Source organism: Peptoniphilus phoceensis, from assembly GCF_001517665.2.
Classification (GTDB): Bacteria; Bacillota; Clostridia; order Tissierellales; family Peptoniphilaceae; genus Peptoniphilus_A; species Peptoniphilus_A timonensis.
Genome location: NZ_LN999809.1, coordinates 693707 through 708277, shown reverse-complemented (window position 1 = coordinate 708277; position 14571 = coordinate 693707). Strand labels below are relative to the sequence as shown.

16 protein-coding genes are annotated in these 14571 nt (G+C 30.2%); 15 read left to right on the top strand and 1 reads right to left on the bottom strand.

From position 1 onward, the window contains the following. Window position 1: 1 nt before the first annotated feature. Genes csm2 through csm5 form a run of 4 tightly spaced genes read left to right on the top strand, consistent with a single transcriptional unit; the run spans window position 2 to window position 3064 of the window. Window positions 2-382: a type III-A CRISPR-associated protein Csm2 gene (gene csm2 / locus BN3657_RS07590; RefSeq protein ID WP_062552427.1), complete on the top strand. Its 381-nt coding sequence runs from the start codon at window positions 2-4 to the stop codon at window positions 380-382. A 9-nt stretch (window positions 383-391) separates the two neighbouring features. Continuing rightward, window positions 392-1069 (top strand): type III-A CRISPR-associated RAMP protein Csm3, encoded by a 678-nt coding sequence (gene csm3 / locus BN3657_RS07585; RefSeq protein ID WP_062552426.1) that lies wholly within the window; start codon window positions 392-394, stop codon window positions 1067-1069. After that, window positions 1069-1992, top strand: coding sequence for a type III-A CRISPR-associated RAMP protein Csm4 (gene csm4, locus BN3657_RS07580; protein WP_062552425.1), 924 nt, complete (start codon window positions 1069-1071; stop codon window positions 1990-1992). Before csm3 ends, csm4 begins: the two co-directional genes overlap by 1 nt. A gap of 1 nt (window position 1993) precedes the next feature. Next, window positions 1994-3064, top strand: coding sequence for a type III-A CRISPR-associated RAMP protein Csm5 (csm5, locus tag BN3657_RS07575; RefSeq protein WP_062552424.1), 1071 nt, complete (start codon window positions 1994-1996; stop codon window positions 3062-3064). A 745-nt stretch (window positions 3065-3809) separates the two neighbouring features. Here the strand turns inward: csm5 and BN3657_RS07570 are convergent. Then, window positions 3810-4172, bottom strand: a complete 363-nt coding sequence (locus BN3657_RS07570; protein WP_062552423.1) for a hypothetical protein — start codon at window positions 4170-4172, stop codon at window positions 3810-3812. A 507-nt stretch (window positions 4173-4679) separates the two neighbouring features. On the opposite strand from BN3657_RS07570, the gene csm6 reads away from it, so the two are divergent. The 11 genes from csm6 to BN3657_RS07515 all read left to right on the top strand — a co-directional run bounded on the left by csm6 (window position 4680) and on the right by BN3657_RS07515 (window position 14571). Then, entirely contained in the window at window positions 4680-6011 is a 1332-nt protein-coding gene (gene csm6 / locus BN3657_RS07565) for a type III-A CRISPR-associated CARF protein Csm6 (RefSeq protein WP_062552422.1), read from the top strand. A gap of 144 nt (window positions 6012-6155) precedes the next feature. Then, window positions 6156-6542: an Asp23/Gls24 family envelope stress response protein gene (locus tag BN3657_RS07560; protein WP_019138472.1), complete on the top strand. Its 387-nt coding sequence runs from the start codon at window positions 6156-6158 to the stop codon at window positions 6540-6542. Then, window positions 6539-6937, top strand: a complete 399-nt coding sequence (gene nusB / locus BN3657_RS07555; RefSeq protein ID WP_062552421.1) for a transcription antitermination factor NusB — start codon at window positions 6539-6541, stop codon at window positions 6935-6937. Before BN3657_RS07560 ends, nusB begins: the two co-directional genes overlap by 4 nt. A gap of 1 nt (window position 6938) precedes the next feature. Next, complete coding sequence (gene xseA, locus BN3657_RS07550) at window positions 6939-8390, top strand: exodeoxyribonuclease VII large subunit (protein WP_062552420.1); 1452 nt, start codon at window positions 6939-6941, stop codon at window positions 8388-8390. After that, entirely contained in the window at window positions 8391-8615 is a 225-nt protein-coding gene (gene xseB / locus BN3657_RS07545; protein ID WP_019138468.1) for an exodeoxyribonuclease VII small subunit, read from the top strand. It begins immediately after the preceding gene. Next, a complete protein-coding gene (locus BN3657_RS07540; RefSeq protein ID WP_062552419.1) occupies window positions 8599-9456 on the top strand; it encodes a polyprenyl synthetase family protein in 858 nt (285 codons plus the stop codon). The genes xseB and BN3657_RS07540 overlap by 17 nt, the downstream gene beginning before the upstream one ends. Next, entirely contained in the window at window positions 9456-10256 is an 801-nt protein-coding gene (locus tag BN3657_RS07535; protein WP_019138466.1) for a TlyA family RNA methyltransferase, read from the top strand. Before BN3657_RS07540 ends, BN3657_RS07535 begins: the two co-directional genes overlap by 1 nt. A 7-nt stretch (window positions 10257-10263) precedes the next feature. After that, on the top strand, window positions 10264-11925 hold the full coding sequence (gene recN / locus BN3657_RS07530) for a DNA repair protein RecN (protein WP_062552418.1): 1662 nt from the start codon (window positions 10264-10266) through the stop codon (window positions 11923-11925). Continuing rightward, the gene (locus tag BN3657_RS07525) at window positions 11926-12477 is read left to right on the top strand and encodes an NUDIX hydrolase (protein ID WP_019138464.1); all 552 of its coding nucleotides are present in this window, start codon (window positions 11926-11928) and stop codon (window positions 12475-12477) included. After that, the gene (locus BN3657_RS07520; protein WP_062552417.1) at window positions 12470-13270 is read left to right on the top strand and encodes a purine-nucleoside phosphorylase; all 801 of its coding nucleotides are present in this window, start codon (window positions 12470-12472) and stop codon (window positions 13268-13270) included. The genes BN3657_RS07525 and BN3657_RS07520 overlap by 8 nt, the downstream gene beginning before the upstream one ends. After that, entirely contained in the window at window positions 13270-14571 is a 1302-nt protein-coding gene (locus BN3657_RS07515) for a thymidine phosphorylase (RefSeq protein WP_062552416.1), read from the top strand. Before BN3657_RS07520 ends, BN3657_RS07515 begins: the two co-directional genes overlap by 1 nt.

Genomic DNA, 14571 nt, shown 5'->3' with positions numbered 1-14571 from the left:
AATGGAACTTACAAAGACAAATTATGTTGACCAAGCTGAAAATGTAATTGCAAGACTAGTTAGGAATAAAAAAAATAAATTGGTTTTAACTACATCAAAAATAAGAAATATCCTCACAACTTCAGCCACTATTTATGACAAAGTTAGAAGAAAACAAGGTAGTTTAACAGAAACTGAAAAAGCTGATATACAAAATTTGAGAATGAAACTTGTCTATGAATATGGAAGAAATGAAGCGGGAGTACAAGATTTTATTGACAAGTCGCAGTTAATTGAAGAAATAAAAAAGATTGGCGACGACAGAGAAAAGTTAATTATATATTGCAAATATATAGAAGCTCTAGTTGCATATCACAGATACTTTGGCGGACAAGATAAATAGGAGGATGAAATGTATAGCAAATTAGAAATCACTGGAAAAATAAAAATTATGACTGGTCTACACATTGGCGGATCAAAAGAATTTTCTGCAATTGGTGCAGTGGATTCACCAGTTATGAGAGATACTTATTCAAATATGCCCTTCATCCCTGGATCTTCTTTAAAGGGAAAACTGAGATTTTTGCTTCAAGAAAAATACGGTAAAAAGGCACGCAATGAAAAAACTAATCATAATGATGACGATTTGAGAGTAAAAAGACTTTTTGGAAGTTCAAATGATAAAAAAGATGAGAAATCCTTTAAAAGTAGACTATATTTTTCTGACTCCTTTATATCTAATGAAAAAGACTTAAATAAAATGGGCATAGAACAAATGACAGAAGTAAAGTTTGAAAACACAATCAATAGATTTACAGCAATTGCAAACCCAAGACAAATTGAGAGAGTTATTAGAGGAACTGAATTTGACATGTCTGTAATTTATAATGCAGATAGTAAAGAAGATTTAAGAGAAGATATAAAAAATTTAAAAGAAGCTTTTGAACTTTTAGAGTACGATTATCTTGGTGGCAATGGTTCAAGAGGATATGGAAGAGTAAAAATAGAAAATTTAGAATTAAATCAAGTTTTTGGAGATTTAGAGAATCAAGAGATAGAGGAACTTAAAAAAATTATAGGAGAAATTTAATGAAATATAAAATATATAAAATGTATTTCAAAACTGGTGTCAGGTCTGGTATGGGTAAAACAGAACTCAATTCCATTGAAATACCTGCTGATATTATTTTTTCTGCCATAATTAACGAAGCATCAAAAGTTGATGAAAAAATTTTAAAAGATATTTTAGATTCTTTTAAAAAGAGAACAATTCTTTTGTCGGATGCTTTTCCTTTTATAGGTGATGAATATTTGCTCCCAAAACCACTTATTTCTTTTACAAAAAATGATAGTAATTCTTCAGAGAAAAAACTTTATAAGAAAATAAATCATATACCAATTTCTAATTTTAAGGATTATGTGAGAGGAAATTCCAATCCACAAGAAATATTAGAGAAAATAGAAAACTTAGGCAGTACACAAATTGATACAAAAATCCAAAAAAAATTAGAAAGAGATAATGAAATATATTTTTTATCCTACTTTAGATTTAATAAAGACAATGGCTTGTATTTTATTTTAGCTTTTGAAGATGAAAGACTTGAAAAATTATTGCATAATTTAATTTATTCAATTGGATTTACAGGTATTGGTGGCAAAAAAACATCGGGACTTGGAAAATTTGAAATAATAGAAGAAGAATTGCCAAGGAATATTTTAAATAAAATAAATTCAGAAAAGGCAAATATGCTTTTGACATCATCAATGGCAAGAGAAGATGAACTAGAAAAAATTGACAAAGATGCAAAATATTCACTTATAAGACGAGGCGGATTTATATATTCAGAAAGTGAAGTAGGAAGCAAAAACAATGTTAAAAGAAAAAGGACAATGCATTTTTTTAAATCAGGTTCCATTTTTAATAAAAAATTTGAGGGCGACATATTTAGAGTAGATGACGGATTTGTTCATCCTGTTTACAGATATGGCATACCTATGTGGCTGGAGGTGTGATATGAAAAATTATGAAATTACATTAAAAACATTAGGACCAGTCTTTATAGGAAGTGGTGAAATTTTAAAGAAATCTGGATATATTTATGACAGAAAAGAAGGAAGAGTTTATATACCAGATGATAGAAAAATGATAAATTGGATGATCCATAATAACTTATTGGACTCCTTTGAAGATTTTTTCTATGATAATAGATCAAAAACAAAAGATTTGTATACTTGGTTTAAGTTAAATAACTTACTTGGATCTTATAAAGAACTCATGAAATATTCTCTTCCAGTGGGAGATTTTAGTCGGGATAGAAAAAAAGGACTAAATGATATTCAACTCTTTATAAAAGGAGGAGATGGAAAAGCTTATATACCTGGAAGTTCCTTAAAAGGTGCTATCAGAAATATACTATTTGCAGAAAAAAATAGATTTTCAAATCCAAAATATTTTTCAGATTATTTAAACAAAAAAGAAAATATAAAATATATTGAAAGAAAATCGGTCCAGGAAGATAAAGAAAGTTTTAGAAGAAAAATTAATGAAAGAGATTATGAAGATATAATGAAATATCTTTTAATATCTGATAGCAATCCAATTAGTGTCGAAGATTTTATTATAGTGCAAAAAATTGACAGAAATATAAAGGGCAAGGAAAGTACAATATCTACATTTAGAGAATGTATAAAACCTGGTACTAAAATAAAGTTTCAAATGAAAATAAAAGATGGATTAGCTTTTAATATTAATGGAATAAAAAATGCCGTAGAAAATTTTTACAATGATATAGATTATTATTTCTTGCAAGAATTTGGAGTAGAAGAAAGAGAAGGAGACTATATCTATCTAGGTGAAGGAGCTGGCTTTGTAACAAAAACATCAACATACCCTCTTCTAGGAGAAAATAAAAAAGCAAAAGAAATAGTGGGAAAAATTCTAGAAGATAAATTTAGAAAAATAAAACACAGAAGTTTAGCAATAAGAAATGATGTATCTCCTCAAGTATTAAAAGTTACAAAATACAAAAATGAATATTATGAAATGGGACTTTGTAAAATTGATTTTAAAGAAGTTAATATTTAAGATATAATTAATAAAACCCCGCAAGGGGACGGTAACAAAAAAATATTTAATTGTTTTTTGTTGCTCTTATTATATCAACATGAACGAAAGAAAAACCCCGCAAGGGGACGGTAACTTTTTTATTAAACTTTTTTTACTTAACTACATTCTTATTTTTTACAAAACATGAAAAAAAGAAAAACCCCAAAAGGGGACGGTAACATTATTATTTCAGAGCCTTTTTTTAGTTCGATTGTTTTGTTATGAACAAAATAAAAACCCCACAAGGGGACGGTAACGTATAAGGCTAAATTTACCCTTGATTTTTTTGAATTGCTTATGAACAAAAGAAAAACCCCATTAGGGGACGGTAACTCTTTTATGAAGACTCCGTTAATTGTCTTGCCTTTTCTATCCTATGAAAAAAATAAAAAGCCCCAGAAGGGGACGGTGACCAGATTGAGTAAAAGTATTGTTATTTCTAGTAGCTCTTTTTTAATGAACAAAACAAAAACCCCATAAGGGGACGGTAACCTAAAAAGCACTTCTTCCATAGGTTCTTTTTAATTATGAACAAAACAAAAACCCCAAGAGGGGACGGTAACTGCTCCAGTACACTCTCATGTCCTCTCTTGATAATATTATTATGAACAAAAGAAAAACCCCACAAGGGGACGGTAACTTAGCTATCCATAGGGCAACGTTCCATGTACTTCTATTTTTCCAATGAAAAAAATAAAAACCCCATTAGGGGACGGTAACAGTCCTAGCTCTTCTTGCTTTTTAATAACTTCTTCTTTTGTTTTATGAAAAAAAAGAAAAAACCCCAGTAGGGGACGGTAACTAGGTTTGCTTGGATTTGGTTTATATTATTTATTAATTCTTTCATGAACAAAACAAAAACCCCACAAGGGGACGGTAACCAGTCAGTCTCCCAGTCTGTGAAAAAATATTCTTCGTTAAATATGAACAAAATAAAAACCCCACAAGGGGACGGTAACTTTTCTATTCTGTAAGCTTCTTCTGTTAATTCATCGTAAGTATGGACAAAATAAAAACCCACATGAGGGGACGGTAACCCAAAGTACTCTACACCTTTCTTAGGGTGCTTAGTTTCAGGGATGAACAAAAGGAAAACCCCAAGAGGGGACGGTAACGTTACTGAATCTGGGATTGTTACACTTGTTAGTTGGTTGTAATGAACAAAACAAAAACCCCATAAGGGGACGGTAACCTTATAAAATAGTCAATCAAGCTTCCCATTTGCTTGGAGTCATGAAAAAAAGAAAAACCCTAAGAGGGGACGGTAACTTCATTAAATCTTCTTCTTGAGGCATTTCGGGAACATTAATAGATGAACAAAAGAAAAACCCCAAGAGGGGACGGTAACTGTCAAAAAGCTCCTTCATTTCTTCAGGTGGGTTATCTGTTTGCTTATGAACGAAAGAAAAACCCCAAAAGGGGACGGTAATTCCTTAGGCTCGTCCTTTGGTTCTTCTTGAACTTCAGAAGTTTGACTAAAAAACCCCGAAAGGGGACGATAAATTTTTATCAGGATTTTCTTCTGGTTTTTCTTCACGGTAAAAAAACAAAAAACCCCAGCAGGGGACGTAAAATATAAATAAAGGAGTATTACATGAAAGTATTATTTTCACCAATTGGGATGACGGATCCAGTTTCGCAAAGAAATTTGAATGAAGGTTCTCTTTTAAATATCTGCAGATTCTATAAGCCTGATAAAATTTATCTATATATGTCAAAGGAAGTTATGGAATATCACGAAAAAGACGATAGATACATTAAATGCCTAGAGAGAGTTTATAAATATTTGGGGAAAAGTTTTGAATATGAAATCATAGATAGAAGTGAGCTTGAAGAAGTTCAAATTTTTGACTTTTTCTATAAAGAATATAGGGATATCTTGTATACAATTCATGAAGAAAATCCAGGAGCAGAGATTCTTTTAAATGTTTCTTCTGGGACTCCTGCCATGAAGTCGGCACTTTTTGTTCTATGTGCTTTATTTAATTTTCCAATGACACCAGTCCAAGTTTCTACGCCTGAAAAGAAGTCAAATTCTGAATCTGAAGAAAATCCTCTTGATGATTTTTTGGGACTAATTGATGAAATTATGACTGAGCCTGAAATTTATGGGGATAGGACAGAAATTGCTATAAAGGAAAATTTAAACCTTGAACTTTCAAAGGATATTATTAAAAATCATTTGAAAAAATATAATTATTCCGCGGCTTTTGAAGTTGCACAAATGACTCGTGAATTTTTGTCAGAAAAATCTTATTATTTGATTAAAGCTGCTTTTTACAGAAGCAATCTTGACAGAAATAGAGTTAAGGAAAACTTAAAACTTGCCAATGATAAGTTTGATTATTATGAAACTGCACAATTAAAATTAGTGGAATATATTTTGTATTTATCAGTTAATGTAAAGAGAAATATGCTCTTGGAATTTATTAGAGGAATTTCTCCAGTTTTAGATTTATTATTTAAAAGAGCTTTTGAATCGGAAAGTGGAATAAATTTAGATAACTATTTGACAGATAAAAAAGGAAAAGTTAGTTGGAATAAGAAAAAGCTTTTGTCAGATAAAAATGGAGAAAAAATTCTCAAGGTATTAAATGAATCCTATAATGGCTTTACTTTTAAAAATACTGCTTCTAGCGATAATTATTTGAAATTGATGGAATCTGATGATTTTGGAATGTCTGAAAGGTTTATTACAAAGAAGGCAGAAAAATTAAGAGATATTGAAAGAGATGGAAGAAATAAGGCAGCTCATCAAATTGTTTCCATTGATGATGATTTCTTAAAAAGAGAAACTGGATATAATAGTGAAGAAATTTTAAATAGAATTATTGATTTTGTAGAAGATATTAAACTTGGCATTAAAAAAGAACATTGGAACTCTTATGAAATTATGAATGAAAAAATTATAGATTTATTAAAATAAATTAAGCCCTCGGGCTTTTTTTATTTTACTTTTAATGATATTTTCATTTTAAATTTTTTATGCAAAATCTTTCTAAAACTGCAATAAATTGATAATATAAAAAGTATTTGGTATAATTATTTTAGTTAATTTGGAGGTGTAATAGTGGATAATAAATATCTTGTTGATGGTAATGGAGCAGACGGTAAGGTTAAGATTTCTGAAGATGTCATTGCTACAGTTGCGTCAGTTGCAGCTGAAAGTGTCGATGGTGTTGTTAAAGTTGGATCTAACTTTAAGTCTCAAGTTACTGACATTTTAAATACAAAAAATTTCAATAGGGGAGTTAAAGTCAATATTGGCGAAAAGGAAACTATTGTAGATGTATATATTACTATTGAGTACGGAATAAAGATTGTTGAAGTATCTGAAAAGGTGCAAGAAGAAGTTAAGGAAGCAATTGAAAATATGACTGATTTTGATGTTGTTGAAGTCAATGTTCACATTTCAGGTATTGCTGTAAAAAATTCTGAAAAGACTGTTGTAAAATGAGTAGGAAAAAAGCAAGAATAGGTGCTATGCAAGCTCTATTTTCCATGGATATTAATGATGATTTTTCTCTTGATAATTTAGAAGTTTTTATGGAAAATAATAACTTTCAAGGTGATGAGGCTGATTATATTAATAGGGTTGTGCCAGATATTTTGGATAAGCTTGATGTTGTTGATGAGACAATTGAGAAAAATTTAAAGGGCTGGACTATGGCAAGGCTTGCCAAGGTTGACAGACAAATTCTTAGGATTGCAGTTTATGAATTTTTATATAAAGATGATATTCCTAAGGAAGTTTCTATTAACGAAGCTGTTGAGATTGCTCGACTTTATAGTTCTGACGAGGCACCTAAATTTATAAACGGAATTTTGGGAACAATTTATAGGAGTTTTTAATTTGACAAGGTCTGCTTTTAATGTAAGTGAATTAAATAATTACATCAAAAAGCTAATATCTATGGACTATATCTTGAGGGATATTAACATCACAGGTGAAGTAACTAATTTAAATTTCCACAAAAATGGAAATGTTTATTTTTCTTTAAAGGATAAATTTGCCCGCATTGATGCCATGGCTGATCTTTCGGATATAAATATTGATTTATTCGATGGTGCCAAGGTTATGGCAAAGGGAACTGTCACTTACTATAATAGAAGTGGCAGAGTTTTTTTATATATTAGTCAAATGGAACTTGATGGAAAGGGAAAGCTCTATCAAGAATATTTGAATTTAAAAGAAAAACTTGAAAGAGAAGGTCTTTTTGATACTTCTCACAAGAAAAAGCTTAGTCCTTATCCTTCTTCTATTGGACTTATAACTTCGACAAGTGGAGCAGCTATTAAGGATGTTATAAATATTTTTAGAAAAAGAAATAAAAGTTGTGATATTTATGTTTATCCAAGTCTAGTTCAGGGACATTTTGCTGCAGAATCTTTAATTTCTGGTATAAAATTTTTTAATAAAGAAAGAAAAGTGGATAGCATAATTATTGCTCGTGGTGGAGGAAGTTTTGAGGACCTTTTTGTCTTTAATGACGAAAGTCTTGCAAGGGAAATTTTTGCCTCAAAGATACCTATAATTTCAGCAGTAGGTCATGAGATTGACTACACTATTTGCGATTTTGTTGCAGATTTAAGGGCTGCAACTCCTACAAATGCTGCAGAGCTTGTGACAAGAAGCGAAGGAGAAATCATATCAGAACTAGATAAGAAAAAGACTGAGTTAAATAATTTAATTGAGAAAAGATTAAACTACAATCGCTTAAAACTTCTTAATTTATATAAAAATATTTCTATAAAAAATCAAATTTATAAGATAAATCAAATGACAAGAAATTTATTTTGGATTCAGACAAGGCTAAATTCTCTTATGAATGAAGCTTTTGATAAGCATAAATATAATCTTCAAAATATGAGATTTTATCTTTCAAATTTCAAATTAAATAAGGCAAAGGAAATTGAGAATTATTTCTACAGGCTTAAAAATATTTCTAATAATATAAATGTAAATTTAAATAAGTCAAAAGAGTCTTTAGATTTTGATAAAAAGCTTTTAAATTATTACTTTAAGACAAAAGTAAATGAGGATTATAAGAAATTTAAGGCACAAGAAAAATTTATTTTATCTTATGACTTAACATTCAAATTAGAAAATGAAAAAAGAAGATTAAATTATCTAAAGATGGGTTTGGACTCTGCCTTTGACAAAATAAATAAAGTAGAAATTTTAAGAGAAGATGGAAGCAAATTAAGTTCTGCTAAAGATGCAAATGTTGGAGAAATTATTTCTTTGACTTTTAAAGATGGAAAAGTTAAATCCAAAGTTCAAAATGTGGAAATGAGGGATTAAATGGAAAGAGATTATGAAAGTTCTTTTAAAGAGCTTGAAAATATTATAAAGGAACTTGAGTCTAAGGACATTAGTCTTGAAGATTCCATAAAAAAATATGAAAAAGGGATTGAACTCTATAAGTATTTAAATAATACTTTAAAGGCTTATGAAGGCAAGATAAAAACTATTGCAGAGGAAAATTCTGAATTTATTGGGGACAAAAAAGATGAGAGATATAGATAATTTGTTAGAAAAATTTAATAATTATTTGAGTTCTTTGCTTGAATACGACAACAGTCTTCAACACAAGGTCATTGATTCTATGAAATATTCCTTGTTTTCTGGAGGAAAGAGAATTAGACCTATGTTATCTCTTATAAGTTTTTGTGAATTTTCAGATGAAGATTTGGATAAAATCCTTCCTTTTGCTGCTGCAATTGAAATGATACATACCTATTCTCTTATTCACGATGACCTTCCAGCCATGGATGACGATGATTTTAGAAGGGATAAACCTACTAATCACAAGGTTTACACTGAAGGTGTAGCTATTTTAGCTGGCGATGGTCTTTTAAATATGTCAATGGAAATTCTTTTAAGACACATTGAAAATATTGAAGATAAAATCGATTTAAAGCGTGCAATGAGAGCAATGAAATATATTTACAGTGCCACTGGTGTAAATGGGATGATCGGTGGTCAAACTATTGATATTGATTTTGATGTAGCTGATTACACTGAAGAAGATTGCGAAAATATGTATAAGTTAAAGACGGGAGCACTTATTAAGGCTTCAGTTGTTGTAGGTGGAATCATTGCTGGTTTAGAAGCTGATAATATAACAAAACTTTCTAAATTTGGAGAATCTATTGGCATTGCATATCAACTTGAAGATGATCTTTTAGATGAAGAAAAAGATCCAGACAGTGGAGAAGTAAATATGCTTTTATTCAAGGATAAAGAAGATCTTCAAAATGAAATTATTGACTTAACTAATGCTGCTTATGAAGCTTTAGAAGGTCTAGAATTAAGGCAAAATGCGCTAAAACCTTTTGTAGCAAAATTAGTAAACAGGAGCAAGTAATGGCAAAAAAACGAGCAGATGTATTATTAGTTGAAAAGGGACTAATTGATTCTAGAGAAAAGGCTAAAAGACTAATAATGGAAGGCAAGGTTTTTATTGGAACAGAAAGAGTAGAAAAACCTGGAACTCAATTAAAAGATAATGAAAAAATTTATATAAAGGGTCTTGAAAATACTTTTGTATCTCGTGGTGGTCACAAGCTTGAAAAGATGATTGATGATTATGAGATCGATTTAAAAGATTCTGTTTGTGTTGATATAGGAGCTTCTACTGGTGGTTTTACCCACTGTATGTTAAAACATGGAGCAAAAAAAGTTTATGCCATTGATGTTGGATACAATCAACTTGATTATAAACTTAGGATGGACGATAGGGTTGTATCTCTTGAAAGGACAAATATAAGATATTTTGACAAGGACCTTATAGAAGAAGACGTGTCTTTTATTTCTATTGATGTGTCCTTTATTTCTCTTGAATTAGTTCTTCCAGTTGCAAAAGATATTCTTGGTCAAAGAGGAGAAATAGTTGCTCTTGTAAAGCCACAATTTGAAGCTGGCAAGGGAAAAGTTGGAAAAGGTGGAATAGTTAGAGATAAAAAAGTACATATTGAGGTTATAGAAAAAATCCTTAATCTCACAGAAGAACTAGGTCTTAATATTAAGGCTCTTACTAATTCTCCAATTAAAGGAACAAGTGGAAATATAGAGTTTTTAATTTATTTGTCAAATTATGGCGAAAGCACTGAAACTTTTGATGCTAAAGAAGTTGTAAATAAGGCTTATGAAAATTTAAATGATTAGGTGAAATATGCTTTTAGAGTTAAATATCGAAAATTTTGCAATAATTGAAAATATGAAAATTGAGTTTGAATCTGGTCTAAATGTTTTGACTGGGGAAACTGGTTCAGGTAAATCAATCATCATAGACTCTCTGGGACTAGTGCTTGGTCAAAGGGTCAACAAAGATATTATAAAAAAAGGAAAAGACAGGGCATTTATCGAAGCAGTTTTTTCTTCTTATGACGAAGAAACCAAAGATCTCTTATTAGAATATGGGATAGAATCAGGGGATTTAATTGTTGTATCAAAGGAAATAAGAGAAAAGGGACCATCAATTACAAGGATAAATAACAGAACTGTTACATCTCAAATTTTATCAAAGATTTCAACTCATCTTATCGATATTTTTGCTCAACATGAGTCAATTTCATTAATGGACAACAAAAATCAACTAAAATTAATTGATGATTTTTCTGCAAAGGAACAAAAGAATTTACTTTTAAATTTAAAAGATGTAGTTCAAGAAATTAATGATTTAAAAAATGAATATCATGAAAAATCAATGCTTGAACAAAATAAGGATAGAGAAATTGATCTTCTTGAATATCAAATACATGAAATTGAAGATGCAGCTTTAACAGACTATGATGACGAAAAACTTTATGATGATTTCAATTATTTAAACAATATGACAGACACTCTTGTGAAACTCTCTGAAGCCAAATCTCTTATTAATGAATCTTATGAAAGCAGTTCCTTAGAAGATATTCTCGATATAATAATTGCAAATATAGTTGATGTTTCAAAATACAACAAAGATCTAAAAGAAGTTGAACAAGATTTAGAGGATATTAGATATAGGATTTCTGATATTGCAAAAGAATTGGATAGATATGTAAATTCTAGTGAAATTGATGAAGAAAAGCTTTTATACTTAAAAGAGAGGATAGACTTAGTCAATAATTTAAAATTAAAATACGGAAACAATGTAAAAGCTATAAATAAATTTTACAGTGATATAAGTGAGAGACTTAACTTTCTTCAAAATTATGAAGATAACTTAAATAAACTTCAAAATAAAATTAAAAATATGGAAGCGGAAGCTCTTCTTCTTGCAGAAAAAATAAGTCAAAATAGAATAGACACTGCAAAAGTTTTAGAGAAAAAAGTTGAAGAAGAGATTGTAAAATTAAATATTAAAGATGCAAAATTTAAAATTGATATAAGTAAAAAAGAGCTTTCCAAAGATGGAATTGACAAAATCGAATTTTTAATTGCTCCAAACCTTGGTCAAGATTTGATGCCTATGGCAAAGGTTGCATCTGGTGGCGAAATGTCAAGAATTATGCTTGGTTTTAAGAGCATAATAGCAGAAAAAGATGATATTCCAACGCTTGTGTTTGATGAGATAGATACGGGTATAAGTGGAAGGACAGCACAAATTGTAGGCAACAAGATAAAAGAACTTGCAAGAGATAGACAGATTATAGTAATTTCTCACTTACCACAAATTGTTGCACTTGCTGATACTCATTTTGCAATAAAAAAAGATGTAGTTAACAACAGCACAATTTCTACAATTGACAAATTAAATTACGATGAGCGAGTTAGTGAAGTTGCGAGATTAATTGGCGGAATAAATGTTAGTGAAATTGCAATTGAAACTGCAAAGGAAATGATTGGTGATTAAATGACAAAATCAAATTATGAAGAGAGAACTATGAAATCCACAAAAATATTTGATGGAAAGGTTCTGCAACTTAGAGTTGATACTGTTGAGATGGAGGGTCAAAAATATACAAAAAGGGAAATTGTTGAAAGACATCCATCTGTTGGCATTGTTGCTATAACTGAAAATGACGAAATTATTTTAATAAAGCAATACAGAAAGGCAATAGATAAAGAAATTTATGAAATACCAGCTGGAATGGTAGATTTTGGAGAAGAACCTCAAAAAGCCGCTCTTCGTGAACTCAAAGAAGAAACTGGTTATGATGCCAATAAATCGGAATATCTTGCAGAAATTTATTCTTCTCCTGGTTTTACAAATGAAAAATTATTTATTTTTTATGCAGAGGACTTAACTTTAGGAGATCAAGACCTTGATGAATTTGAACATCTTTCTGTAGAAAAAGTAAAATTTGAAGAAGCACTAAAACTTGTGAGTTTAGGTGAAATAAATGATGCAAAGAGTCTTGCTGCAATTTTATATTACAAGAACTTTAGGAGGAATAATGGATAAATCAATTAATTATATAAAAGAAAAAATTAAAAACGAGCCAGAAATTGGAATAGTACTTGGTTCAGGATTGGGAGATTTCGCAGACACAATTGAAGATAAAATAGAAATTCCTTACAAGGAAATACCTGGTTTTCCAGTTTCTACTGTAAAAGGACATGATGGAAAATTAATTTTTGGAAAAATAGATTCTAAAAATGTATGTGTAATGAAGGGAAGAATTCATTACTACGAAGGTTACGATATAAAAGACGTGGTTTATCCTATTGAAGTTTTGGCAGGTCTTGGAATAAAGACAATAATTTTAACAAATGCTGCTGGTGGAGTTAATGAAGAATTTGAACCAGCTGATTTAATGATTATAAGTGACCACATTAATTTAATGGGTAAGAATCCTCTAATTGGACCAAATGATGAAAAAGTTGGACCGAGATTTCCAGATATGACAGATTTATATAATAAGGAACTTGTTGAAGTGGCAGAAAATTCTGCAAAAAAACTTGGGATCAATGTAAAAAAAGGTGTTTATATGTATTTTACTGGTCCATCTTATGAAACTGCTGCTGAAGTTAGAATGGCTAGAATTTTAGGGGCAGATGCTGTTGGAATGAGTACTGTTCCGGAAGCAATTCTTGCAAGACATAGAGGCCTTAAAATTTTAGGTATTTCAACAATAACTAATATGTCTACTGGAATATTAGACACTCCACTTGATCACACAGAAGTTGTTGAAGTGGGAAAAGAAGTAGCAGGCAAATTTAAAGAATTATTAATTGAAATCATTGAGGAAATTTGATGAATTTTTTAGATATTATACAAAAGAAAAAAGAAAATAAAGTTTTAAGTCAAGAAGAAATAGAATTTTTTATAGAAAATTATGTAAAGGGAGAAATTCCTGATTATCAAGTTTCAGCCTTTTTAATGGCAGTTTATTTTAATAAATTAAATTTAGATGAAACTTATTATCTTACAAAAGCTATGATTGATTCTGGAGAAACTGTTGATTTATCAGGAGTTCCTGGATCTAAAGTTGACAAACATTCAACAGGTGGAGTTGGAGATACTGTTACTTTAGTTCTTGGACCTTTGCTGGCTTCAGTGGGACTTGTCTTTGCAAAAATGAGTGGCAGAGGACTAGGACACACTGGTGGAACCCTTGACAAATTAGAATCAATTCCAGGATTTGATATCAAAATTGGCGGAAAAGATTTTATAGAAATTTTAAAAAAATCAAATATAGCAGTAATTGGGCAAACAGAAAATATTGTGCCTGCTGATAAACTTTTATATGCCCTAAGAGATGCAACAGCTACTGTAGATAATGTAAGTTTAATTGCATCATCTATACTTTCAAAGAAAATTGCCCTTGGAACAGATGCCCTAGTACTTGATGTAAAAGTTGGAAATGGTGCCTTTATGAAAGATGTGCCATCAGCTGTAGAACTTTCTAAATTAATGGTAGAACTTGGCAAAAAATTTGGCAGAAATACAAAGGCTATTATCACAAGTATGAATGAACCTCTTGGAGATGCAATAGGAAATAGTCTTGAAGTTATTGAAGCTATAAATATCTTAAAGGGAGAAAAGGAAGGTCATCTTAAAGATATAGCCTTGAGAATTGGTGCAAAACTAATGCTAATGGAAGGAATTGCAGATTCAGAAGAAGAGGCAGTTAAAACTCTTGAAGAAAAAATTAAGGATGGATCTGCAATTGAAAAATTTAAGGAAATGGTAGAACTTCAAGGTGGAGATAAAACTTATATTGATGATACAGATAAATTTAAAAAATCTTCAATAATAAAAGATATTTATGCAGAAGAATCAGCTTATGTAAAATCAATTGAAGCAATAGAAATTGGGATTGCATCGAGAGATTTAGGTGCAGGAAGACATGAAAAGGGCGATGTTCTAGATTTGAGTGCAGGAATTTATCTTCACAAAAAAGTTGGAGACTTTGTGGAAAAGGGAGAAAAACTTGCCACAATTTATACTGAAAAAGAAAATGAAGTTGATTCTGCTATTGAAAGAATTAAAAATGCCTATACTTTTTCTGACAAAAAAGAATCTTATGAACTAGTTTTAGAAGAGATTGATTGA

What these genes read in the sequence shown, in the direction of transcription:
- csm2 (WP_062552427.1), top strand. Translation starts at nt 2, where the DNA reads ATGGAACTTACAAAGACAAATTATGTTGACCAAGCTGAAAATGTAATT.
- csm3 (WP_062552426.1), top strand. Translation starts at nt 392, where the DNA reads ATGTATAGCAAATTAGAAATCACTGGAAAAATAAAAATTATGACTGGT.
- csm4 (WP_062552425.1), top strand. Translation starts at nt 1,069, where the DNA reads ATGAAATATAAAATATATAAAATGTATTTCAAAACTGGTGTCAGGTCT.
- csm5 (WP_062552424.1), top strand. Translation starts at nt 1,994, where the DNA reads ATGAAAAATTATGAAATTACATTAAAAACATTAGGACCAGTCTTTATA.
- csm6 (WP_062552422.1), top strand. Translation starts at nt 4,680, where the DNA reads ATGAAAGTATTATTTTCACCAATTGGGATGACGGATCCAGTTTCGCAA.
- nusB (WP_062552421.1), top strand. Translation starts at nt 6,539, where the DNA reads ATGAGTAGGAAAAAAGCAAGAATAGGTGCTATGCAAGCTCTATTTTCC.
- xseB (WP_019138468.1), top strand. Translation starts at nt 8,391, where the DNA reads ATGGAAAGAGATTATGAAAGTTCTTTTAAAGAGCTTGAAAATATTATA.
- BN3657_RS07540 (WP_062552419.1), top strand. Translation starts at nt 8,599, where the DNA reads ATGAGAGATATAGATAATTTGTTAGAAAAATTTAATAATTATTTGAGT.
- BN3657_RS07535 (WP_019138466.1), top strand. Translation starts at nt 9,456, where the DNA reads ATGGCAAAAAAACGAGCAGATGTATTATTAGTTGAAAAGGGACTAATT.
- recN (WP_062552418.1), top strand. Translation starts at nt 10,264, where the DNA reads ATGCTTTTAGAGTTAAATATCGAAAATTTTGCAATAATTGAAAATATG.
- BN3657_RS07525 (WP_019138464.1), top strand. Translation starts at nt 11,926, where the DNA reads ATGACAAAATCAAATTATGAAGAGAGAACTATGAAATCCACAAAAATA.
- BN3657_RS07520 (WP_062552417.1), top strand. Translation starts at nt 12,470, where the DNA reads ATGGATAAATCAATTAATTATATAAAAGAAAAAATTAAAAACGAGCCA.
- BN3657_RS07515 (WP_062552416.1), top strand. Translation starts at nt 13,270, where the DNA reads ATGAATTTTTTAGATATTATACAAAAGAAAAAAGAAAATAAAGTTTTA.